This window comes from Lysinibacillus boronitolerans JCM 21713 = 10a = NBRC 103108 (assembly GCF_000772935.1).
GTDB lineage: Bacteria > Bacillota > Bacilli > Bacillales_A > Planococcaceae > Lysinibacillus > Lysinibacillus boronitolerans.
The window spans coordinates 364,929-389,302 of sequence record NZ_JPVR01000081.1; the positions used below are offsets into that span (position 1 = coordinate 364,929).

Sequence of the window (24,374 nt, forward strand, 5' to 3'; positions counted from 1 at the left end):
AAAATATCCCGAATAATTGCCGCTTGCCAGTGGACAGTTACTCGGGCTTTTTTATCTTCATAAGTCATAATGGATCATTCTTCTTTAAACGTTTGATCTAAAAATTTCACGGTTTCGAACATATTGGTTTTACTTGCACCCTTCACAAGAATGGTATCATGAGGCTTAATGAGCTTTTCAAGGAGGACATGCAATTGATCTTTATTAATAAAATGATGTACTCTGGATGGGTCCATGCCCTTCGCAATGGCTGCATTACTCATTTCATCTGTCCTAAAGCCATAGGTAATAAATTCATCGATGCCTATCTCATATACATACTCCCCAACCTTACGATATTCCTCTTCTCTCAAGACACCAAGTTCTCGCATTTGCCCAATTATGGCTACCTTGCGATTTGTCGCGATATTCTTCAGTACATCGAGCGCAGCACGAACCCCCTGCGGATGAGAGTGTACTGTATCATCAATAACCGTTATATCATCACGGCAATTATAAATCGTTAAGCGTCTTGGTGGTTTTTTAAAGTTGAGACCTGCCTGAATATCAAGCGGACTAAACCCTAAAAGATCAGCCACTGCCACTGCATTCAGTGCGTTGTAAACATGATGTTCTCCTAAAATAGGAATATACAAATCTATTTCTTGGCCATGCAGCTTCATTTTAAAAGACATGCCAACATCTTTATATTGCAAATCATATGCACGGTAATCCGCTTCCTTTTTAATCCCTACTGTGATGATTTTCCCTTTAAATTGCTGTGTCTCTAAGTATCTTGAATTGTCATCATCTTGATTGACAATGAGTAAGCCCTGTTGGTCCATGCCATGAATCAATTCCGATTTTGCCTTGGCAACGCCCCTTACATCTCCATCAAAGTTCCCAACATGGGCTAAGCCTATATTCGTTACAATACTAATATTCGGCTGGATGATGCTGCAGTGATTGGTAATAATGCCTGGGTAAGCCATACCATACTCTAATACAACAGCCTGATGTGTATCATTGATTTCTTCCTTATGTTTTTTCGTATGCTCTGTCGTATTCCAATAATCCTTTGATTCAAATACATTCCACTTTTTCGATAAGATCGAACCAACAAATGCCTTTGTAGTAGTTTTCCCCGCACTTCCTGTAATCGCAATAATCGGCAGGGTTTTCTTTGCCTCCACCTGCTTACTTTTTTGTTGGTCAATTTTCTTTTTCAGCGGTTTTTGATTTTTGGCAAGATACATCGCATAACGGATGGAATGGATGACCACATCTAATTCCAAGTAAAAGGCAGGAGGACAGCCTGGGCGCCAATTGACCTCATACATCCAAATTTTTTGATTTTGATCTAAGCCCACATCAATGCCAATTTCATCAATAACTTCCCCAAATTTCGCCATTTGAATTTCATCCAGATGATGTGCCAGCGCTAGTGAAAAATGCTCAAGCATTCGCCGAATATTATAGGCCTCTTCCTTAAACTCCTGCTCCAAAAAAGGATCTAAATAATTGGTATAGCCACCATTATTAATATTCGGTATGATGGAGCCATTCGGTGCAATGCGTGGATACACCGTTGTCACTACCCATTTACCTTCTCCATTTTTTTGAACATGCAGGCGGAAATCATAGACCTGACCAGATTTTGTAACTGATTGAATATACGGCTGCATAATAAAGGTGCCAGACGCAAGTTGCTCCTTTATCAAGGAATCCAATTGTGGCTTTGTATAGGTTGTCGTGGTGCTATCCTTTTTCACCTCAAAATACTTGGCTCCCGCCTTCGTTATAAAATAAATGCCCTTCCCTTTTCGTCCATCAATTGGCTTAAACACAACTCGTTTATAATAATTAACGAACTTATGAAATAAATCGGCATCCTTTACAATTTCGGAGGGAATCAAATACTGTTCAAATTCCTTCGCTTCCTTTAATCGTTTCATCACATTCCATTTGTTCCCGATTGAATGAGTTGTAAATGGTATCTCCTCTTTTAAACGATCAATAATCTCCTTCGAAACAGATAATTTCTCAGGGCTTCCTGCATTATAGATAACATCAGGAAAGGGCATCGTTTTTTCCTGCCATTGCCCATTCTCATAGACCTTTGCTCGAATAGACCGTTTGGCAAAGTCCACACTTTTAGGTGTGAAGTAAAAAAACGTTGCGCCTTCTGCTTTCGCAACTGCTGCAAAGGCATAGGACTTGAGCACTGTTGTTGGATCAAGTCGATGATGCAGCATACCAATAATCGTCATAGCTAAACTTCCTTTCATTAGATTCTCTCTCTATTACATTCATTTTGTATCCCTTGCATATAGACAGATGCTCTAGCTTTAGTAGTTTAATATGGCACTACCATTTCGGCTCTATGATAAATTTCCCCTTCAGCATGTCTGGCTTTAAGAGCTGAATGGCCGATATACCACTGAGTTCAATAGATTTCTTTGTACTTGTTTTTTCTAGCCTCACCACATCTGCAATCGAATTTGTATCGTTTCCTTCATAATCAAAAGCACGCAACAACGATACTGTGCCACGACAACGCTCTCTATCAACAGCCTCAATGCGGAAAAACTCTGTCTCAAACTGTTTCACTGTATCCAATAAGCTTAAATGCGCACCACTATGGGTAATTAAAAAAAATGGAATCGTATCACTCCCGACAATTTTAATAAGTAGCTGACCAAAATATTTAGAATGAAAATTCATCATAATATCCTGAAGATCCTTTAAATCACTTAAAGCTTCACATAAAAAGTGATTTCTTTTCTTATCACTATTCAATTCGTAGCCCCCTCTCTTAGTTTGACTATACGATTTGATCCGTGTAAGTTGCCCTCTCGTTATCATATGTTGCGACAAAAAATATGGCGACTTCTTCCTAAAGAAACTAAAAAAACCTCCACCTATGAGGGGGAGGTTTTTGCAAAACATGCGAGGAGATCATGTATTGTATAATGTTCTAATGCAGTTACGGTATGGTGTTTTGTATGGAATGGTAATTGCTTGGTAATCTCGTTCGGAATGACCACTGTATAAAGCCCCGCTGCTACAGCGGCTTGTGCGCCATTCGGTGAATCCTCAATTGCCACGGCCTCATCAGCCTCTACTCCTAATTGTTCAAGCGCCTGCAAGTAAAGCTCTGGATCAGGCTTAACATTTGTCACCGTATCAGCGCTACAAAAGCAATCAAAGTAATGTCGGATACCCAGCCTATCCACATACATATCAATCCATTGACGACCGGAGCTACTAGCAAGTCCAATTTTCAAACCCGCTTCCTTTGCCTGCTGGAGCAATGCTAAAATACCAGGTCTTAGCGTTTCCGTTTCCATCCATTGTGCATGGCGTTGCTGAATGGATGTTTGAAAAGCCTCCACATCCAGTTGTATGTGATGATGTGTAATAAGATATGTATAGGGATTAAAAGTTTGAAGATTGGTCCCAAGGCACTTAGCATAGGTTGCTAGCGATAATTCAACACCATATTGTGCATAGGCATCTTTAAAAACGTTATACCATGCTGTTTCCGTATCAATGATTGTACCGTCAAAATCAAAAATTAGCGCTTTTATCATCAAATTCTCTCCATTCTATTGGTTTGACTTTTCAACGGTCGTTTGCGATGAACTAAGCCTAGGTTTTTGCAGGGCTATCCGTTGAATTCGGCCTGCTATCCGTCGATTTGCTAATCCTATCCATCATTTTAGACCTGCTATCCACTACTTTCGCATTTCTATCCGCCTATCCTCGCAGATCTGACCCTTTTGCCAGGCTATCCACCACTTTACTAATCCTATCCATCATTTTAGACCTGCTATCCGCTACTTTCGCCTTTCTATCCGCCTATCCTCACAGATCTGACCCTTTTGCCAGGCTATCCACCACTTTACTAATCCTATCCATCCATTTAGACCTACTATCCGCTACTTTCGCATTTCTATCCGCCTATCCTCACAGATCTGACCCTTTTGCCAGGCTATCCACCACTTCTTCACCTTTATCCCCCTGATTCAACAAGATAACGCCTCCTATAATGAGGGCAATACCGATCGCAGAATAAACAGTAAAAATATCGTGCCAAATGACAATGCCTACTAGAACGGTTAAAGCTGTACCGACACCTGACCAGATAGCGTAGGCCAAGCTTAATGGCATGGTTTTTAAGCAGAGCGATAGGCTATAAAACGAAATACCATAGCCAATTGCGACCGCCAAGGAGGGAGCAAGGACAGTAAAGCCGTCTGAGAACTTCAGCATGGTTGTTGCAAAAACCTCGCTTATAATCGATAGTGTTAAAAATAAATAGCCTTTCATCCTGTTCAGCCTCCTAATGACCACCCGCAAGATTGAGTACTACGACACCCAGAATAATGCACAGAACTCCTAATACTTTCTTGCGATTAAATCGTTCCTTATAAAGGACAACACCCACAATAGCGGTTAACGCTGTCCCTAAGCCTGCCCATATTGCATAGGCTGTGCCGATAGGAATCACTTTCAATGTTAAGGCTAAACAATAAAAAGCCGTTCCATAGCCTACTACTACGCCAATTGATGGCCCAATTCGTGTGAAGCCCTCCGTACGCTTGAGCATGGAACTGGCAAAAACCTCTGCTATAATAGCGAGCATTAAAAAACTAAAAGCCGTCATTTAAAAAATCCTTTCTGCTTTGCTTCTAGATGTCATCTTCTTCCTCTACATACTCCAATATGTCTCCTGGCTGGCAGCCCAAAGCTTTACAAATGGCATTTAATGTAGAAAAACGTACGGCTCTTACCTTGCCCGTTTTTAAATTAGAGAGATTGACAATCGAGACATCCACCTTCTCTGCAAGTTCACTCAGCTGCATTTTACGATCGGCTAGCATACGATCTAATCGAATAATTATGGTCATGTTTTCACTTCCTAAGCTGTTGCATCATATTCATCCTGAAGGAATGCACCGTATCGGAAAATACGTGCAAAGGTCCAAATCACCACACCACATAGTAAAAGAGTCCAATGAATGCCTGTAAAATGATAGCTAATCCCCTTAATCAAACCTGTCTCCACAAATCGGGACTCCAGTTGGAATTGTTGCATGATTAGATAGACGGTATATGTACGAAATGCATTCACTGTCAAACTCAATACAATCACACAGTAGGCAATTCTCTCCATTTTTTTACTATTAGCGAGTGAAAATACAATACCTTTTGATAAATTACTTAAAATATTCCTTACTTGTACAATAATAAACAGTAAAATAGCTATGTATATTGTAGCAGTAAATAGGAAGGTCATGACATCTTTTTTTGAATAGTGAATGTCACTTGTCACATGGTCTGCCAGCTTCATTTCCAATCCTTCTAACTGAACGGCAGCGGTCACACTCCCCTTTGCCAATAAATGATTCACTTGTTGCTCTGATACCACCATTGCTCCCACCATAAAAATTGCGAGCATCGTCAAGGCAAAAATCATCATCACCATGATGATGGTAAAAGCGGTACGAAGCCCCTTTGTCATCCATCGAAATTCTTTACTTTGAATTGTTTGCCCCATTATCAACCTCTCCTTCCCTTCTCTCTATTATACATTCCCTTTTATCTCTATCAATAATTTTTTAATGTTTATCATTAATAAATTATTGATAAAAATAAACCCTCTAAAGCTAGAGGGTTTATTTTAGTAATCCTATCTTTACTAAATATTCTTTTGCTACTTCTGCTGCAAGCTTTCCTTCTACATTCACCTGATAATTCATCTCTCGCATTTCATCATCCGTAATGTGATCAGCTAGTTGATTTAACGCTTCTCCAATCTCTGGATAGTCAGTCAGCGTTTCTTTCCTTAGTAAAGGCGCTCCCTGGTATGGTGGGAACAATGCTTGATCGTCTTCCAATACGCGTAGCTTGTATTGACGAATTTCACTATCCGTTGAATAAGCATCGAGCAAATTTATATCACCTGATTGTATTGCCTGATAGCGAAGCTTTGGCTCCATCGTTGCAAGTGTCGTAAAGGCTATCCCATACCGTTTTTGTATGCCCACATATCCATCCTCACGGTCATTAAATTCTAATGTAAAGCCTGCTTTCACCTTTTGCTCTATCGGCTTAAGGTCAGAGATTTTTTGCAGTTGATAGCTCTCAGCCAGCTCCTCTGATACAGCGAGTGCATACGTATTGTTATAGCTCATAGGACTTAGCATGACCATATCGAATTGTTCCTGCATCCCCTTTTTTGCCTGAAGATAGACATCCTCTTGGTTATTATTAATAGCTTCTTCCTTTAAAAATTCCGAAATGGTTGTGCCTGTAAATTCAGGGTAAATATCAATACTGCCCGATTTCAATGCATTGAATACAAATGAAGTTTTGCCAAGCCCTGGCTTTAATTGCACCGTTAAATCGGTCTCCTGCTCAATCAATAATTTATACATATTGATGAGAATCTCGGGCTCCGCGCCAAGCTTTCCTGCAATGACAATTTCGTCTTGCTGTTTACTGCTTAGGAGCGGGAAGAAAATCATTACCAGTGCCGCTAAACTAATAACACTTAACGTCGTTATTGTTTTTTTAAAGGACAGCAATTCTAATTTTTTAAGCGCCACATCAAAAATCAAGGCTAACATAGCGGCGGGAATGGCTCCTATTAGAATGAGTGCCGTGTTATTTCGGTCAATGCCTAGTAATATGATATCCCCTAAGCCACCTGCGCCAATTAAAGCCGCTAATGTTGCTGTCCCCACAATCAGCACCATTGCTGTGCGAATACCAGCCATCATAACAGGCATAGCGAGTGGTAGCTCAACCTTTACTAAACGCTTTGATCGATTCATTCCCATAGCTAATGCCGCTTCCTTCAGTGATGGGTCAACCTCATTGATGCCCGTGTAGGTGTTTCGCAGAATGGGCAATAGCGCATAGACAACTAATGCAATAATTGCGGGAACTTTCCCAATACCAAATAACGGAATCAATAAGCCAAGCAACGCTAAGGAAGGGATCGTTTGCAGCACAGCACTGATCCCAATAATACTCTCGGCTATTTTCTTTTTGTTAGTTAAATAGATACCTAGGGGAATAGCGATGAGGACAGCAAAAAATAGCGCGATAAAAGAGATTTGGATATGCTCTAGTAATGCAGCCAGTAGCTGTGCCTTCCGTTCCTGAAATACATCTACCACATTAGCCACCATGTACATGCCCTCTTTTCTTAGAATCCGCTGCTAAATAACGGAGCATAGAAGCTCTTGTCACCATGCCAATGAGCTTGCCATTCTCTTCGACACCTAACAAGTCATGCTCGGCTAATTTTTCAAGAATCGTAGGAAATGGGGCATCTACAGGAATGGTATGCCCAAAGTCGTTTGTCACTGTGATTGGTTGTAACACATCATGGATCGTATACAATTGATCTGTCTGCTTACCTCCAATAAACTGTTGGACAAAATCATTTACAGGATTTTGTAGCAATTGCTGTGGCGTGCCTATCTGAACAATTTCTCCCTCTTTCATAATACAGAGGCGATCTCCTAATTTCAGTGCTTCCTGCATATCATGTGATACAAATACAATGGTTTTCTGAATGGTACGCTGCATCTCAAGTAGATCATCCTGTAGTTTGGTGCGACTGATTGGATCTAACGCACTAAAAGGCTCATCCATTAAAATAATTTCTGGGTCAGCTGCCAAGGCACGAACAACGCCAACCCTTTGCTGTTCGCCTCCTGATAACTCCTTTGGCTTTCGCTGACGATATTTCGCTGGCTCCAGCCCCACCAGCGCTAATAGTTCGTCTACACGCTGATGGATTTTCGTTTTACTCCATTTCTTCAATTCTGGTACAATAGCAATATTTTCCTCTATCGTCATATGCGGAAACAGGGCGATTTGCTGTAGTACATAGCCAATACTCCAACGCAGCTCATGGATATTATAATCGCTAATTCTTTTATCATTGATCCAGATGGTGCCTGCTGTTAAGGGTATTAATCGATTAATCATCTTCAATAAAGTGGTTTTGCCGCATCCGCTAGGGCCAATAATAACAAAGAATTCACCCTTTTTAATTTCTACATTTAGTGCTTTGACAGCTATTTGGTCGTTATCATATTGTTTTGAGACATTATCAAATGTAATCATCTGTCATCTCCTTTAGAATTCGCTCATGAAATGCGTTCACTTTTTATATTTCACCAACAAAAATCATTTCAAACATTTGTAGGTAGGTGAAACTATTTCATTCTAAATACCTCGCCTTTGGGCACAAATGGTAGCTTGGCCCCCTGTGGTAGTACGAAGGCATGCTCTCTTTTTATGGCTAAACGATCACATTGTCCATCTGTAATAATCAGGATAGGACCATCCTTAGGAAAATCCTGTGCTGCTTCAAGTAGCTGGATACCAGGCTGTAATACTGTGCCTCCTCTCCCTCTTACCTTCACTTTCGTTAATAGTTCTTCAGGTGCTAGATAGCCCGCGTCATAGGCAACAGCATCACAAAATAGAACGCGAACAAAGGGAACATCTCTAGCGATGCTATAGCTCGCTATTGTGCCGAGTGCTTTTCCTAGTAAGAGACGGTCCATGGAGCCTGATGTATCAATAAGGACTGCGAAAGTACGTCCATCTTCCTCTCCGCTTTGATGTATCCATCTTGGTCTAGCTATATCAGGTGTCGATGCTTGTCTTCTACTTGGGCGAGTATACGTTCTCACTTTCTCTATCGGTTGAAACATCCGATCAAACCATTTGGCTAATGCCACATCCCAGGCAATAGGAGGCTGTGCTAGGCTACGAATTTCCTCAATGAGCCCTTGTGGCAAATAGCCTCTCTCTTGGGTCAAATGATAGCTTAACCCTTGACTCAATGCCCTTCTATAAAAAGCATCTAAATCCACGCCAACCTTGCCTTCCCAAAAATCTGGTGGACTCGCTTCGATCATATCTCCGATGCCCTGCCCTCGAAAGGTTCTTAATTTGCGATACATCCTCATATCTGTCACTATGCGATCATAAATAGATTCGGCTGAAAGTCCTTTTAATGCTGGATCATATAGTCCGCCAAATGCTGGCATCTCGCCGATTTGCATATCGATGAGCCAGCCATTGATAACATAATCACAAGCAACATTCCACAAGTAGGGATCACGTCCTTGTCTGCGGGTAGCATGGCTTAACCCCGCATGCAGCAATTCGTGTGCCATTAAAAAGCGCATTTCCTCATCGGTCATTCCCATAGCGGTATTCAAATAAATCTCCTTCGTTTCCACTGCAATGGCTGCGACTGAGATATCCATTCTTGTGCAAATAAGTGGATCTTCAATGATCGTAAAATCTGCTGCCAAAGCACCGAATAAGGGATAGGAGCTCATAAACCATGCCTTTGCGCGTTGTGCTTGTGTTACCCTCGTTGTGCCTCCAAATGTATTTTCTACCCCTCCCGCTACGCGAATGGCACTTTGCACGGCTTTCGCTAAACCTTCTGCAAATAATGCAGCGAAATTACTATTCCCTCGATATAGATAGCCTGTTTGATTTTGTGAAATAACAAAGTCCACTTGACCTGGCATTGTACTATAGCCTTTCAAATCATCTGGTACACCTTCGCGTAAAAATCGTTCATATAATTTTTCCTCAGAGCTAATGGCCTCAAAAAGAGGATTATTCATTTCCTTTGGTGCTTGACCAAATTTTAGCTCTGCTAAAAATTTTGTTATATAGCAGTCACAGGCAATATTCCACAGCTCCTGCTGCTCTTTTGGTTGATGATGATGTAGGCCAAGGTGTAGCAAGCAATGCGCAATCACATAAGCCCATTCATTTGGCTGACCTTTTTTATCCTGATTCACATAAATAACACCTGTGCTTGTAACGTAAGCCCAATCCTTTTGTGGCATACTTTCGTATTGCATGTAAACAGCATGACACAACGCCTCAAACAGGGGATGTGTACAGACAATGTCATGCCCACGTGCGATGGCTTTCTCATTTTTATGCTCCTGCTGTAATGCTTTCTTTTTTTTGGCCATAAGCTACCCTTCCTTTTTGGCTACTAAACGTGGTAAATCTCGGATAACCTCCAGCATAAACCAGGCAGGCAATGCTTCACCCTTTTGCTCTGACACAACCATCTGCGCGATTTCTAAGCTGATGGATGATAGGTCCTTGATCAAGTCTTTGGCTCGAAAGGCTAATTGCCGTTGATTTCCCTTCAATATCGTATGCTCGTTCGGAAGCTCCTTCAGTAACTGAGCACGGAAGGATTGTGCCAGGAAATAAAGCAAATCTCTTTCATCAGGTTGATCGGGCCAACGTAATTCTCCTTGAATAATTTTAGCGAGATCGTATTTACTTTGCACTTGCTTGATAAAGGCTTTAAATTGACTGGCAGTATGCGCGGATAGGCAGCTACTTGCTAATAGATCGATTGTTTGTTCTTGTAAGCTGCTGCCATATGCATACAAACAATCACTTAACATATGCCATGAACGAGGCGTGGAGAAGGGTTCTTCTGTTTTCGGTGGTTCGCTCCATAAATGATCGGGACGCATTTGAATATACTCAATCACATATGGATGTATTTCATGTGCATAGGCCCATTCAAGCCAATCTTTATGTGATGCCCTCAGCTGAACATGGACCATCCGATTGATTAATGCGGAGGACATCGGCTTAACAATCGCATTATCCTGAGCCCGATTGCCTGCACCAATAACAATCGTACCCTCTGGCAATGTAAACTCTCCAATTCTGCGTTCATGAATAAGACTATAAAACGCTTTTTGTACTTCCTGTGAGCAAGCATTTAATTCATCTAAAAAAAGGCAATAAGGTTCATCGCGTGCAATCATTTTGGGTGGGCAAAAAACACTGTAGCCATCCTTTATCTGCGGAACACCAATAATATCCTCAGGTGCTAGCTGACTGCCCAATAACGACACACAGGGTAGCCCTAATTCACTGGCGAAATTTTCAACAATCGCTGATTTCCCAATGCCAGGTGCCCCCCAAATAAAGACTGGTCTTATTGTCGCTACATTCAGTAGAAAATCATATAGCTGTTTTTGTGTCACATTATAAATCGTATTCAATCAAAACGCCCTTTCAACTAATTGTTTTAAAGGTTTATAATACCATTTTCTATGAAATTATTCTTGTCTCTACCATTCTATGAAATTGACTGCCAATTACTAGCTGTGAGAAGATAAGAAAAACTGTAATAGAGAGTTCGTGACCTTTACATATGGGCTTTCAGCTTATGGCAATTTCACAACATTTCCAGCAGACTCTTGGTGGGCCAAGTTTTACAAGGATTTTAGTGAATAAGGGGATTTTGAGAGATTCAATTTATGTCTCAGAATTTTAAGATAGATTTAGGAACTAACTTAAGGCAGGAGACGTTCTATTAATGATGAAGTCTATTCAACTATACATCTCTTTCACTCTCTGTAATAATGAGAGATAGCTAAACTTTTAATAGAAGGGAGGGAGATGTGGTCACGACCAACATCCAGCTACAATGAAATACGTGCTAAACTTTTTTAAAGGACTTATGATTGCCGTTGTTGTCATTTGTATTTCGTTTTATATGGTAACACAGTTATTTAATACGACTGAAAGAGAAGAGTCTGTGGTTATTGATGATCGTCCAAGTGTGGAAGAGTTTATCGGTGAGATTGCAGAGACCGCACGAGATCTTGGTGCTGACAATGACTTATATGCATCCGTGATGATCGCTCAGGCGATTCTAGAAAGTGAGCATGGGCAAAGTGGACTTGGCTCTGCCCCTAATTATAATCTTTTTGGAATGAAAGGCAGCTACCAAAATAATTCCGTCACACTCGAAACCACAGAGGATGATGGGTCAGGCAACCTTTCTACCATCATGGCTGACTTCCGCAAATACCCTTCCTATGAAGCGTCCATGCAGGATTATGTAAAATTAATGCGTAATGGCGTTTCATGGAATAAAGATTTTTACGCAGGCGTTTTCAAAAGCAACACCACTACCTATACAGATGCGACGAAGTTTTTAACAGGCTCCTATGCAACTGATTCGGCTTACAATGAAAAATTAAATACATTAATCGCAAAATATGACCTTCAACAGTATGATAGTCCTGTAAAAGATAAGAAAACCATCACGGTGGCTGATGGAGATTCACTTTTGAAGATTGCCGAAGCCTATAATGTGAAAGTGACATCACTTAAGCAATGGAATCAGCTTCGAACAGAACGACTTGAAGCAGGTCAGCAACTTAATATTTATCATTATTAACACAAAAACGTCCATGACTCATCGAGGAGTATGGACGTTTTTTCTCATGAAACTAATTCGTTTGTCAAAACGTCTTAGTGAAAAAATACGGAAAGGATAGGAACACAGTGAAGCGTACACAATTGCTCAGTCTTTTTGCCGTTAACCTTGTGCTATTGCCATTGATTCAGCTTAGCTACCACCTATATTTCATACCAAACATAGCTGAGGGTTCCTTTTATCTTATTATTTTCCCCACTCTTATTATTTTATCGAACCTTTTACTATGTTGTAGTCGGCAAAGAGTAGCCGCTTCTATCCATTGGACCTTTGTCTATGTCGGACAAGGCACCTCTATCGCCTGTTATTTTGTGTGGCATTATGGGCAATTAAAGCCCTATCCAGATATGCCGCCAGGTGAAGCAGTGTTTGATTTATGCATGAGTACATTTTTAATTGGGCTATGGCAGTTCATCGTGTTAGTACTGATCCATCTCAGTACGTTTATCATCCTCAAAATGGGACTGACCTTCAAAAAAGCTTAATAGCATCAAGGCTTAACTAGTCCTTCTGCGAGTTATATAAAGTACCTACTGCTAGTATGGTTGTGGCTAAATCCTGTCGATAGAGGGGATGTTTGGCATCTAGACTATTAATGGTTACTTCATTACCACCTAACGATGAATGGACATACAAATCATCACCCATGTATAGAGCAATATGACTTGGAAAATAGATTAAATCACCCTTCTGCATTTGGTCTTGCTCTATGTTAACGATAGGGAAGCCCTCTACTATTCGGGCATCACGATAAATATAGACACCGTTTAACAGATAAGCCATTGAACATAAACCAGAGCAATCAATACCTAGTGGCGATTTGCCACCCCAGCGATAAGGGGCCGTTAAATAGCTGAGCGCTGTGTCCACCACATTTTCTCGGAACTGCTGCTCCGATAATGAATATGCTGTTATTTTAGGCTGTAGCCATTTTGTTCGAACATACCCTATTTGTCCTGACACTAGCTGTACAGCTGACCATTCTTCAGGTACTGCTTCGTCTGACATGACACAAATGGAAGAGCCTCTTACAAGCGTTAGCAGCTTTGTACTTTGAATACGTGGCTGCTGCAAAACATCTGCAAAGCTTTGACAGACTACATACTGTGCATCTTGTTGCCATGTAGCTGCAAGTGCTTCCTCCTGCAGTAAGTCTGCCTTCTGACAATAGCCCTCGTAACGATAGGCCGTTCGAATAGAAACCCAAGCGTCATTGACATCACTGATAATCTCTACGGTCATCCCATAAAGCACTTCATCGATTATTTCAGAAGCTTTATCTGGCATGGCATGCAAGCTAGCAATCATGGCTGTAACGATAGCCTTCATCCTTCTCCCCCCTTCCGCTTCACCAGCTGGTCATAGACAACTTTTGATAGACGACCAATGAGTTGGCGTGCCTGATCATTGTCCGTTACATTTGTTATAAAAAAACCCATACTATAATCGACTGCATGCGTGTAAAATATCCCCACATCATGATCGACGGTATCCAGTCCGCCTGTTTTATGTGCCAGCCTCACATCATCTACTAGATAGCGCTTTAGGGAGTCATATACACGCTGACGGCTTAAAATATCAATGACTAGTTTATTGTAAGAAGCCGATAAAAGCTTTTGCTGATAGATTTGCGTATAAAGATGTGCCATATCCCTTGCTGATGTGCGATTATCTATGCCCTTTGCTAGCTGCTCCACATCCATCATTTTTCGCTGTAGCAGTGTGTCCTGTAAACCAATATGCTGAAAATAGTCATTCAAATATTCCATGCCAACTACATCAATTAGGACGTTCGTAGCTGTATTATCGCTTGTCATAATCATCCACACTAGCAGCTCATAGAAAGTGCTTTGTGTAAGTCTTTGTTCACTAATTACACTAAAATCCACCCAATCAGCTGGTGAAATCGTAAGCGTAGAATCAAGTGATAATTTGTTTTTCTCTATATGTGAGAGCAGGGCTAGCAGAATCGGCACTTTGATTAAACTTGCACTTGAAAATGAAGCCTCTAGCTGATGACCGATGAGCAACTGATTCGTTGTTAAATTTTTAATAAACAAATGTACGTTGTAGGGCGATTCTTGAATAAGTGTAGTAATCCTCTGCTCCATAGACCACCTACCCATTTACATGGATACGCTGATTGTCCGCATCCATCTTGATGGTTCTTCCTAAAGGAAGCGACATTGTTGGTAAACAATGACCACATGCCAAATCCGCAATTATAGGCTTCCCTAAAGGCACTAGAATTTCTTGAAAAATAGTTTGTAATGATAAGCTGTGTGCTGGCTTTTCGGGATTTTCAGGTTCGCAATTTGTCCAAGCGCCCAATAAAATGCCTGCCACGTCATCTAGCTTTCCTGCCAGTTTTAATTGTGTCAGCATACGATCCACCCGTTGCTCCGTTTCATCGATATCTTCTAAAAACAGAATTTTACCTCGTGTATCAATTTCATAGGGTGTGCCAAGTGAAGCTGTCACTAATGTTAAATTGCCACCGATAAGTTGACCTGAAGCACTCCCAGCCACCAGTGTGGACATGGGCTGGTGAGAAGGATTTTTTAAGTAGTACGCCTTTCTTTCATTCTCCATAATCAGCTGAATGAACGACTGCCATGTATAGTCATCCATCTCCTGCCTAATAAATTCTGTGGATGGCATCGGTGTATGATAGGTTACAAAGCCACATAGCTGATTAAACGCTATATGTAAAGCGGTCACATCACTATAGCCAGCAAATACTTTTGGATTGGCACTTATCAAGTCAAAGTCTAATTGGGCTAAAATTTTCGTCGCACCATAGCCCCCACGTATACAAAAAATGCCATCAATCATTGGATCGCCAAACATACGATGAACATCTGCTACCCGTAAATCATCTGTGCCTGCTAAATAGCCATGTCTTGCGTGACAGGTCTCCCCAACGACCACATTGAGCCCTAGCTTTTCGATACTAGCAATAGCAGGCTGCAGCTTTTCAGGTGGCGTTGCGCCAGAAGCGCTAATAAGACCAATTGTGTCACCCTTTTTCAATGCCTTTGGACAAATCATATCTTTTCCTCCCTTTTCAGTGAAGTACGATAATGGGCAAGTTCCTCTTCATTGGCTAAAATAAAATGACCTTCCTCTATCTCAACAAATGAGGGGGGATTTTCATCATTACGGTGCTGTGACGGATCATACACTTCTACAACTTTGTCCCGCTCCTTATAGGGATTCGGCTCTGGTACTGCTGATAACAAAGCCCTTGTATAAGGATGCAGCGGATGAGCAAAAAGCTTTTCTGTTTCCGCTAGCTCCACAATCTTCCCCTTATAAATGACCGCCGTTCGATCCGTAATAAAACGGACAATCGATAAGTCATGGGCAATAAATAAATACGTTAAATGATTTCGCTGTTGAAGGCTTGCTAATAAATTCAAAACCTGTGCTCGAATGGATACATCCAAGGCAGATATAGGCTCATCTGCAATGATAAATTCAGGCTCCATCACTAACGCACGAGCAATGCCGATACGTTGGCGTTGACCTCCTGAAAACTCATGCGGAAAGCGGCTTGAGAACTCTGGAAGTAGCCCAACGTTCAATAAAGCATCCCGCACCTTTTGTTGCCGCTCTGCCTCATCTTTAAATTTTTTCGAAGGGTATAAGCCCTCTGAGACAATATAATCTACTTTTGCTCGTTCATTCAGAGATGCCATAGGGTCCTGGAATATCATTTGGATTTTTTGCGTAATTTCTCTATCCCAATCTTTCGGGATTTTCCCCTGAATACTTTTGCCATGGTACAAAATTTGCCCCTCTGTTACCTCATTGATGCGCATAATCGCCCGACCTATCGTTGTCTTCCCTGAGCCTGATTCACCTACAATGCCAAATGTTTCGCCTTTAAAAATTTGAAAGCTGACATCATCAATGGCCGTAAACTTATTTTTCCCTTTACCAAACACAACTTTCAAATTTTCCACCTCTACTAGAACCTCTTTTTCAGTCATTCGCATACTGCCTCCCCTCGGCAAAGAATGCTTGTAAGGCTGCTGGAGGCTCTACCTTTGGTGCAAGTGGATCTAATAACCATGTGCGTGCATAGTGGGTATCACTGATCTGAAAAAAGGGTGGTCGCTCGATAAAGTCAATTTTTAATGCATATGGATTGCGTGGAGCAAAGGCATCACCCTTTACTTCCTGAAAAAGATTCGGGGGTGTGCCCTTGATGGAATACAATTGTTCCCCTTTTGAGCCAAGCTGTGGTAAAGAGGAAATAAGCGCCCATGTATAAGGATGCTTACTATGAAAGAAAATTTCATGTGTTTCCCCAACCTCGATAACATCGCCAGCATACATCACGGCAATACGGTCAGCCACCTTTGCGACTACGCCTAAATCATGCGTAATATAGACAATTGTTAAGCCGTATTTGTGCTGAAGACTTTTTAAGAGCTGTAAAATTTGTGCCTGAATGGTTACATCCAAAGCTGTCGTGGGCTCATCACATATTAAAATATTCGGCTTACAGGCAATCGCAATCGCAATAACAATACGTTGACGCATCCCTCCAGAAAATTCATGCGGATATTGCTTATAGCGCTTCTGCACATCGGTAATGCCGACATCTGTTAACAGTTTTAATGTTTCCGCATAGGCTTCCTTGCCTCTTAAGCCTTGATGCATAACCACACATTCTTCAATTTGCCTTCCAATGGTTTTGAGCGGGTTTAACGATGTCATCGGATCCTGTGTCACCATCGCTATTTCCTTGCCCCGAATACCTAGCCATTCTTGCTCTGTTGTGAACTTGCCTAAATCCTGTGCATTGTAAATAATTTGTCCCTGCTTAATGCTGCCATTTTTATCGAGCAAGCCCATAATGGATTTCATCAGCACGGATTTACCAGATCCTGATTCGCCCACAATGGCTAAGCTTTCTCCCTTGTAAAGGTCGAGTGAAATATCGCGGATCGCTGTTAAAACTCGACCACGTAGCGTAAACTGAATCACTAAATTTTGGATGACTAATATGCGTGATTTTTTCAATGTCACTAGCTTCCTCTCCTTATACATGGTTTTTCGGATCTGCTGCATCTGCAAAGGAATTACCAATAATATAAAATGCGATCGTAATAACACTTAGCACAATACTCGGGAAAATAAGCTGATAGCGTAGGTCAGGTGACATCATGAGGACACGTCCTTCATTGATTAAATTGCCTAAGGAAGGCTCACTGATGGGTAGCCCTAAGCCGATATACGTTAAAAAGACTTCTGCCCCAATTGCAAAGGGGATCGCTAGGCTCATGCGTAGCATAATGACAGAAATTAAATAGGGTAATAGATTTTTTAGAATAATACGATAATCAGGTGTGCCTAAGCACTTTGAGGCTAGATTGTATTCGCGGTCACGCAAAATAACAATTTGATTGCGGATAAACCTCGCCATTTCCACCCACCCCGTAATACACATGGCAATAATAATGGTTGAAATACTTGGCCGTAAGATATAGGACATTAAAATGAGCACAATGGTTGTGGGGATATTATCGACGACGTTATAAAGCTGTGTAATAGGCGCTTCTAATTTCCGCGAAAAGCCCCATAGCGTGCCAATGGTTATGCCCACCACTGCCTCCACTAAGGCGACAACACAACCAATAAAGAGAGAAGTTCTCGTCCCTGCCCAAATACGAGACCATAAATCCTGACCAATCGAATTCGTGCCAAACCAAAATTCTGCATTAGGTGCAATATTACGTGCCTGCATCCCTGTTTGTTCATCCAAGTAAATTTCAGTTGGTGATTTTTGCGCTGGTAAATAGGGTTGTAAAATAGTAAAGCCTACAATGATGATCACCCCAACTAATAAAAAAACAGCCAGTCGATTTTTCAAAAAGGATTGCCATGTAGACCGCCAATAAGAATAATTTGAATAGCCCGTTTCCTCTGCCTGCCTTGCGTCCACTTCAGCAAATTCAAACAAGGTTTCACGGGATTTATTTGAAATATTATTGATTTCATCTGTATACATCCCCATTAACGCACACCCCCTCCCTTGCCTAATTTAATACGAGGGTCGACAAGTGCCATGGCAATATCCCCTAAAATAAGTCCAATGATACCAAGGGAAGAAAACACTAACACTAGGCCCTGCACAATCGTATTATCCTGTCGCTGAATAGCATCCACAAGCAAGCCCCCCATCCCTGGAATGGAATACAACGACTCTATATAGATCGAGCCTGTAATCGTAAACAGAATCGTAGCAGGTAAATATTGTGCCATAGGAATAAAGGCATTACGTAATACATGCTTGAACATCAATGTCCGCTCCCTTACGCCCTTTGCCCTTGCTAGCTTAATATAGTCCTTGTTCAGTTCATCGACCATATAGCGTCGCATCCACATCGCGTAGGAGGCAGTTGGAGCCAATGCCATTGACGTAAGTGGAAGAATCCAAGTAATCGGTCTGTATTCATCAAACAGCATCGGTAATTGAAAGAGTTCTGTAATATACATTTGAATGACTAAGTAATAAACGGCTGCAGGGACAGCAACAACAAATACAATATAGCCTGTCCCCAGTCGATCCAGCCAACGCCCCTTACGATAGGCCATCATTATTCCTAGCGGCACACCAATCAGTAGTGATAACGCGACTGCTCCTAAACCAAAGAGCAAAGAATACGTGATTTTATCTGCAATAATCGTCACTACTGGGACATCGGTACGATAGGTCACAGATTTCCCCAAATCCCCCTGCAGTAAATTCTTGTAAAAATTCCCTAGCTGGACAAGGATTGGGTCGCGCAAGCCGAGACTTGTTAAGTAAATTTCCTGCTGAGCAGGTGACATTTTATCGGCTGCCGCTCCTAAATAGCCTTCCTCTGGCATTAGCCGTAATAATGAAAAGACAATGGTGATGATAATAAAAAGGGTTAAAACGGATTGTAAGAGTCGTTTTCCTATATACTGCAACATCACGCCATCCTCCTTTGTCAAAAAGACGAAAGGAGATGCCGACTACTCTTTTCGGTATCTCCTTTTCATCTACGAAATTCTACTACTTTTCAGCATTGGCTAGTGCTTCTGCACGTTCTTGCTCCCACTCAGCAAGCGCTTTTTTAAATTCTTCATTACTCATTGGCTTTTCTAGCACTTGCTGGCCTTTAAATTTCTCTGCCGTTACACCAAATGGCGAATATTGCGCCTCGAATGGATTTAATTTAGATGCCATATAGCCACTACCACCAACTGAATAGGGAATAACAAAGGCTTCATCAATTAAAAATGCTTCTGCCTTCGCAAATAGTTCATAGCGTTTGGCTGTGTCAATTGTTTCTTTCGCTTGATCCACAAGATTTTGATAAGTTGTTTTACCATTCGCCTCTTTATAGCCTTCTGCTAATTCTGGTTTATTATAGGTACCATCTACTGTGAAAGGATCTGTATACGTAGATGGATCTGCAAAATCAGGACCCCAGTTCGCCTCTAAGAGTGCAAATTTACCAGGACGACGTACCTCTGATAAGAAGCCTGTGGATGGACCAGCCTCTACGATAATGTCGACATAATCTGTCCCTAGTAATTTCTCAATTTGCTGCTCGACTACTTGAGAGCGATTAGCCCAATCTGGCATACCAGCGTTATAAGGCATTAATACCTTTACAGGGAATGTTGCCTTACCTGCTAATGCTGTTTTTGCCTTTTCTTTGTACTCTAGGGCCAGCTCTTTATTGAAGGAATCCTCATTGGAAATGGATGTAAGTGGTGCTAGTTGTGTATAATCCACTCCTTCCACATCAACAAAGTTTTTCGGTGTAATGGTATTGCTCAGCAGATCTGCTGGATTATAAGGCTCAACCGTTAGCATCGCGGAGACACGATCAAGCGCATGGAATAAGGATTTGCGGAAATCTTTATTATTGACGGCGATCTTCCAATTTTCAGGCTCGTATTGTGCGTCAAATTGTGGGTTGAAGTTGAGTGCATAAAAGTAGGTATAGAAGTTATTTTGTGTTTGACGAACCTGAGATTTTTTCTTTTCATCTTTAAACCATTCATCAATGATGGAGGTCGGGATACTAGCCGAATCGATTTCGCCACGTAAAAACAGCTCAGGCGCCACAGTTGCCGCTTCTTTATTGTATTTATAGCGAATACGGTCAATCAGCACCTTGTCTTTATCCCAGTACGTTTCATTTTTTACAAGAACGCGTTCATTTTGTGGCTCAAATTTATCTAAAATATAGGCACCGTTATAGAGGAAGTTTTCACGTGTTGTGCCAAACTCCTCCCCTTTTTCCGCAATAAACTTGCCATTTACAGGGAAGAAACAAACATAATTCAACATAGAAAGAAAATAGGGTGTCGGCGCCTCTAAAGTATATTCTACTGTATGTTCATCTAGCGCCTTTATGCCTACCTCCTTGAAATCGTTCATCTCGCCATTATAGAAGGCTTCCCCATTTTTCACCACTGTCGCAATCCAAGCTGTCGATGATTCATTTTTAGCATCAAGCACATAGTGTAAGCCATCCACAAAGTCTTGTGCCACAACATCTGCATATTCCTTGCCCTCATGTGTCACCCATTTTGCGTCATCACGCAATTTGAATGTCCACACCGTAGCATCCTCATTCGCGGACCACTCTTTCGCTAATCCTGGCTGGACCACCCCATAGTTGTCATATTCAATCAGCCCATCCACCATATTCGCTGCCACCGCAAATTCATTTGTTTCGGACGTCTTTAAATAATTTAACGTTTTAATTTCCCCTGAATACACCACTCGATATTCCGATGCTTTTTCACTCGCTGATTTGTCATTGCAGGCTACACAAAATAATACGACCAGACATACGAACAGCAACCAATATTTTCTCACAAGCATCCCCCTAGTCATCTTTTTATAATGAAAATCCTATTAGCAGGATGGATTGCATCTTCAATAGGATCATTCAAACTTAGGCTAGGTCAGTCTAACTCGACCATCTATCGATGAAATGAACAACGGTACATACCCGATGTCACGGTTATGAGATTCAAACCACTCAGACAGCGTGTCCCACCGCTTTTTGAGCGGGTCTATCTATCTTTTGATCATTTCTCATGCCTTTGTGAGCGGGTTCACCACTTTTTTGATCACTTCTCACCTTTCATGAAATAGAATCCTCACTTGATGTAAAAGCTCTCACAAAGCCTTCCCATCATGTTAAAAATTGAAGGACACGCAGCACCTCATAAAAATCATTGGTCATGAACTCTACAGTATTATGTGGTTTGAATTTGGCATTTGGATAAAATGAATTGCGATAGGCTCGTGTATGGTCACGATAAATAAGCTCTACCCTAAAGTGTTCTGGCAACGTTACCTGTAATGCGGTACGAGGAACCTTCATAGAAGACTCTACCAGTCGCTTGGTTTCCATTATGGTTAGTTGTGGACTGACACTAATCGTCGCATTACCGATGCCTTCCTTAGTAGCAAAAGTGACAATGTGTTCGTTTACGGCCTGAATCTCTTCTGTCAACCCCACATCCCCACTCACAAAGGACACAGGAACACCGTGTAGGGCTGCTGCATACGTATTGATCAGAAACTCACTCGCATATTCGCCATTGATTTTGACATCCGCGTATGTGCAAAGCGTGTGGGCTAGTGGGTTACGCTCGCTGCCACCCTTGCTGTGATAGCCGATAAAAACAGCGCGATCGAAGCTTTCATCAAGACCTGCTACCATACACATCGGATCGTATGTCCAGCCACGGATGACTTTACAATTGATTGGTAAATTAGAAATGTCTAGATTGCGGGCTGAATCATGTGCGTCCTTTAATAAAATTTCGGTTGCGCCTCCCGCTATCGCTCCTGCAATGGCAGCTTCTACTTCACGTGTCATTTGTTTTTGGAAAAGCTGATAGTCAGGCGCGTTTAACTCGGTCTCACTCCACGAAGTTGTACCTGTAATCCCTTCAATATCCGCACTAATATAAACTTTCATAGAAATCGAAACTCCTTTACATTGTGATTTTGAATTGTTGCGTGTACTGCTCCATATTGGGCTACCTGTGTTTGAACACGTCTAGCCCATGCCACATTGCCATAATCGTAATGCCACCATTCCTCCCCATAGTTCGTAAATCCAGCAAGTGTCATACAGTTATACAATAAGCGTCGGTGCTGACAGGCAAACGGATTTTCTTGCGTATGCTGTTCAAAATAACGGGTCGCTGATTTTTCATTCATTTCATCAAACGCTGTCCCAAGATCGAGGGCTTTACCATGAACATCAGCCAGCGTTACATCGATGGCACCCCCTGTTAAATGCGGGGCTAAATAGGCTACATCTTTACTTGGAAATGCTACATATTTTTTGGTTGCCTGCACAATCTCTTGTGGTGTTAATTGTGGCATCCTTTTTGCTAATTGCTGTGAAAAATGGCTAAACAAATACTGCTGTACTTGAAATGGGCGATAGCCATCATAAAGTAATAAGCAATACTCTTGAGGTAATAATGTTAACGCCTGTTGCAAACGTTCATAGACACCTTCTCTTACATAAATAACTCGTAAACTATCAGGAATCTGTTGCTGATAATAGATTGGTTCCATAAATATCCTAGGATGAGCAGCTGTAAGCTGGATAAGCGGCTCATTGTTTTCACATACAGCTGGTGATGGAAAGGTACTTCGATTTAGAGAGGGTGCTATCGGTTGAAAAAGGTTAATAATCAATGACCCCCCTTTTAAATAGTTAGATAATTCAGTTTTTTAAATTGAATGTTATCACATCTCTCTAGCATTGACTAGATAAAAAAAGAATAATTACAAAATAATGGAGATACTCTTATAATGATACATATTCCAGCAATTGACGGGTCGAAAAACCACTTTTATCCTCTAATTAAGGATTTTATTCATCTTATGGCTCGTTCATGCTAAAAAAAAGCAGAATCCTGTTTCAAGGCATAATAAAAGCCATTGAAACCCAAATGTTGTTTCAATAGCTTTTTCTTTTATGCCTGTTGAAAGGAATAAGCTTGCACAGTATGACCATTGCGACCAGTTGTTGTCTGTGCTTGGGATAACGAATTTAGTATCGCTTCCTCTGTCGCTTCAGCAGCGGCTGTAAACAATTGATTCATAATGGGATGATCCTCACGTAGCTGAGTTCTTGTCTCAACAAGCTGATCAGCGGTATGAGGAATACAGTGTGCCGTCGTGAAGCCAATCACAATATCGCCACTACCATGTGAAAAATGACTGCCTGTCCGTCCTAAACCGATTCCACAACGTTTAATGACACGTGTTAATTGTCGACTACTCAGTGGGGCATCTGTCGCAAGGACAATAATAATGGAGCCATCTGTTGGTGATAGGGTAGATTGGTTTTGCGTAGTGGAGACTTTGTAGTGCTCGGCTAAAAACTCCCTACCTTGTCCAAAATTACTAAGAACTAGGCAGCCTACTGTATAGTTCACTTCATTTGATTCTACTTTGACGATGCGAGAGGAAGAACCAATTCCTCCTTTATAGCCGAAACACATCATCCCCTTCCCTGCACCAACAGCGCCTTCCTGTGCCGTCTGTGCAGAGGCTTGACGAATGGCTTCTATGGCATGCGCAGGTGTTACTGGACAAGCTCGAATCGAATTAAGATAGCTATCATTACATTCGCCCACAACGAGATTAATGGTTCCTGTTGTCAGTCCAATGTCTTCATTCCTATCAAGCATATAGCTTAATGTACCCTGTGTAACAGCTGGTACGCCAAAAGTATTAGTTAACATAATGGGCGATTCCAGTACACCTAGTTCATTCACTTGCACAAGTCCCGTTGTTTTCCCAAAGCCATTTAGTACATAGCTTGCCGCTGTTACCTTGTGCTGAAATACATTGCCTCCATGCGGTAAAATGGCTGTAACGCCTGTACACGCATAGGCCCCATTCTGATCTAATGGCTCATCCAATGTAACATGTCCCACTTGGACTCCTTCTACATCGGTGATGCAGTTTTTCTGACCAACTGGTAACACGCCAATTTCAATGCCCAATTGTCTTACTTTTCCCTGCATA

General features: G+C 41.5%; 24 protein-coding genes. 2 read left to right on the forward strand and 22 right to left on the reverse strand.

Translation table 11 applies throughout. From position 1 onward, the window contains the following. Nucleotides 1-74: 74 nt before the first annotated feature. From CD31_RS23160 to CD31_RS22480, 11 genes are all read right to left on the reverse strand, one after another. Nucleotides 75-2,267, reverse strand: a complete 2,193-nt coding sequence (locus CD31_RS23160; protein WP_081977538.1) for a YheC/YheD family protein — start codon at nt 2,265-2,267, stop codon at nt 75-77. Nucleotides 2,268-2,346: 79 nt separating this feature from the next. Further along, nucleotides 2,347-2,778, reverse strand: a complete 432-nt coding sequence (locus CD31_RS22435) for a hypothetical protein (protein ID WP_036081468.1) — start codon at nt 2,776-2,778, stop codon at nt 2,347-2,349. 122 nt (nt 2,779-2,900) lie between these two features. Continuing rightward, entirely contained in the window at nt 2,901-3,572 is a 672-nt protein-coding gene (locus tag CD31_RS22440) for an HAD family hydrolase (RefSeq protein ID WP_036081471.1), read from the reverse strand. 376 nt (nt 3,573-3,948) lie between these two features. After that, entirely contained in the window at nt 3,949-4,311 is a 363-nt protein-coding gene (locus tag CD31_RS22445; protein ID WP_036081474.1) for a DMT family transporter, read from the reverse strand. 13 nt (nt 4,312-4,324) lie between these two features. Further along, nucleotides 4,325-4,648: a DMT family transporter gene (locus tag CD31_RS22450; RefSeq protein WP_036081477.1), complete on the reverse strand. Its 324-nt coding sequence runs from the start codon at nt 4,646-4,648 to the stop codon at nt 4,325-4,327. Between the two features lie 25 nt (nt 4,649-4,673). Then, a complete protein-coding gene (locus CD31_RS22455) occupies nt 4,674-4,892 on the reverse strand; it encodes a helix-turn-helix domain-containing protein (protein ID WP_016992054.1) in 219 nt (72 codons plus the stop codon). 11 nt (nt 4,893-4,903) lie between these two features. After that, nucleotides 4,904-5,542: a DUF2975 domain-containing protein gene (locus tag CD31_RS22460; RefSeq protein ID WP_036081481.1), complete on the reverse strand. Its 639-nt coding sequence runs from the start codon at nt 5,540-5,542 to the stop codon at nt 4,904-4,906. A 118-nt stretch (nt 5,543-5,660) separates the two neighbouring features. Then, nucleotides 5,661-7,181 carry an osmoprotectant update ABC transporter permease/substrate-binding subunit OpuFB gene (gene opuFB / locus CD31_RS22465; protein WP_036081484.1) on the reverse strand — a complete coding sequence of 507 codons (1,521 nt, stop codon included), beginning with the start codon at nt 7,179-7,181 and terminating at the stop codon, nt 5,661-5,663. Continuing rightward, entirely contained in the window at nt 7,171-8,127 is a 957-nt protein-coding gene (locus CD31_RS22470; RefSeq protein ID WP_036081487.1) for an ABC transporter ATP-binding protein, read from the reverse strand. The genes opuFB and CD31_RS22470 overlap by 11 nt, the downstream gene beginning before the upstream one ends. A gap of 92 nt (nt 8,128-8,219) precedes the next feature. Next, the gene (locus tag CD31_RS22475; RefSeq protein ID WP_036081490.1) at nt 8,220-10,016 is read right to left on the reverse strand and encodes a vWA domain-containing protein; all 1,797 of its coding nucleotides are present in this window, start codon (nt 10,014-10,016) and stop codon (nt 8,220-8,222) included. Nucleotides 10,017-10,019: 3 nt separating this feature from the next. Beyond that, entirely contained in the window at nt 10,020-11,078 is a 1,059-nt protein-coding gene (locus tag CD31_RS22480; protein ID WP_036081493.1) for an AAA family ATPase, read from the reverse strand. Nucleotides 11,079-11,506: 428 nt separating this feature from the next. Between CD31_RS22480 and CD31_RS22485 the strand changes: the two genes are divergently transcribed. Both CD31_RS22485 and CD31_RS22490 read left to right on the forward strand, forming a co-directional pair. Then, a complete protein-coding gene (locus CD31_RS22485; RefSeq protein WP_036081496.1) occupies nt 11,507-12,265 on the forward strand; it encodes a glucosaminidase domain-containing protein in 759 nt (252 codons plus the stop codon). Nucleotides 12,266-12,372: 107 nt separating this feature from the next. Continuing rightward, nucleotides 12,373-12,789, forward strand: a complete 417-nt coding sequence (locus CD31_RS22490; RefSeq protein ID WP_036081500.1) for a hypothetical protein — start codon at nt 12,373-12,375, stop codon at nt 12,787-12,789. 16 nt (nt 12,790-12,805) lie between these two features. Here CD31_RS22490 and CD31_RS22495 read toward each other — a convergent pair whose 3' ends face one another. The 11 genes from CD31_RS22495 to CD31_RS22545 all read right to left on the reverse strand — a co-directional run bounded on the left by CD31_RS22495 (nt 12,806) and on the right by CD31_RS22545 (nt 24,373). After that, nucleotides 12,806-13,633 (reverse strand): C40 family peptidase, encoded by an 828-nt coding sequence (locus CD31_RS22495; RefSeq protein WP_036081503.1) that lies wholly within the window; start codon nt 13,631-13,633, stop codon nt 12,806-12,808. After that, nucleotides 13,630-14,415 carry a serine hydrolase gene (locus CD31_RS22500; protein WP_036081505.1) on the reverse strand — a complete coding sequence of 262 codons (786 nt, stop codon included), beginning with the start codon at nt 14,413-14,415 and terminating at the stop codon, nt 13,630-13,632. Before CD31_RS22500 ends, CD31_RS22495 begins: the two co-directional genes overlap by 4 nt. Before the next feature lie 7 nt (nt 14,416-14,422). Beyond that, nucleotides 14,423-15,355 (reverse strand): S66 peptidase family protein, encoded by a 933-nt coding sequence (locus CD31_RS22505; RefSeq protein ID WP_036081508.1) that lies wholly within the window; start codon nt 15,353-15,355, stop codon nt 14,423-14,425. Beyond that, complete coding sequence (locus CD31_RS22510; RefSeq protein WP_036081510.1) at nt 15,352-16,299, reverse strand: ATP-binding cassette domain-containing protein; 948 nt, start codon at nt 16,297-16,299, stop codon at nt 15,352-15,354. The genes CD31_RS22505 and CD31_RS22510 overlap by 4 nt, the downstream gene beginning before the upstream one ends. Beyond that, on the reverse strand, nt 16,292-17,365 hold the full coding sequence (locus CD31_RS22515) for an ABC transporter ATP-binding protein (RefSeq protein WP_052125426.1): 1,074 nt from the start codon (nt 17,363-17,365) through the stop codon (nt 16,292-16,294). The genes CD31_RS22510 and CD31_RS22515 overlap by 8 nt, the downstream gene beginning before the upstream one ends. Further along, on the reverse strand, nt 17,358-18,332 hold the full coding sequence (locus CD31_RS22520; protein ID WP_016992041.1) for an ABC transporter permease: 975 nt from the start codon (nt 18,330-18,332) through the stop codon (nt 17,358-17,360). The genes CD31_RS22515 and CD31_RS22520 overlap by 8 nt, the downstream gene beginning before the upstream one ends. Further along, nucleotides 18,332-19,276, reverse strand: coding sequence for an ABC transporter permease (locus tag CD31_RS22525; protein ID WP_036081513.1), 945 nt, complete (start codon nt 19,274-19,276; stop codon nt 18,332-18,334). The genes CD31_RS22520 and CD31_RS22525 overlap by 1 nt, the downstream gene beginning before the upstream one ends. An 82-nt stretch (nt 19,277-19,358) precedes the next feature. Next, nucleotides 19,359-21,182: a peptide ABC transporter substrate-binding protein gene (locus CD31_RS22530; protein WP_036081517.1), complete on the reverse strand. Its 1,824-nt coding sequence runs from the start codon at nt 21,180-21,182 to the stop codon at nt 19,359-19,361. A gap of 322 nt (nt 21,183-21,504) precedes the next feature. Then, entirely contained in the window at nt 21,505-22,299 is a 795-nt protein-coding gene (locus CD31_RS22535; protein ID WP_036081520.1) for a M55 family metallopeptidase, read from the reverse strand. Continuing rightward, nucleotides 22,296-23,033: a M15 family metallopeptidase gene (locus CD31_RS22540; RefSeq protein WP_244905004.1), complete on the reverse strand. Its 738-nt coding sequence runs from the start codon at nt 23,031-23,033 to the stop codon at nt 22,296-22,298. Before CD31_RS22540 ends, CD31_RS22535 begins: the two co-directional genes overlap by 4 nt. A 281-nt stretch (nt 23,034-23,314) precedes the next feature. After that, nucleotides 23,315-24,373 carry a DmpA family aminopeptidase gene (locus CD31_RS22545; RefSeq protein ID WP_036081523.1) on the reverse strand — a complete coding sequence of 353 codons (1,059 nt, stop codon included), beginning with the start codon at nt 24,371-24,373 and terminating at the stop codon, nt 23,315-23,317. Nucleotide 24,374: the final 1 nt, after the last annotated feature.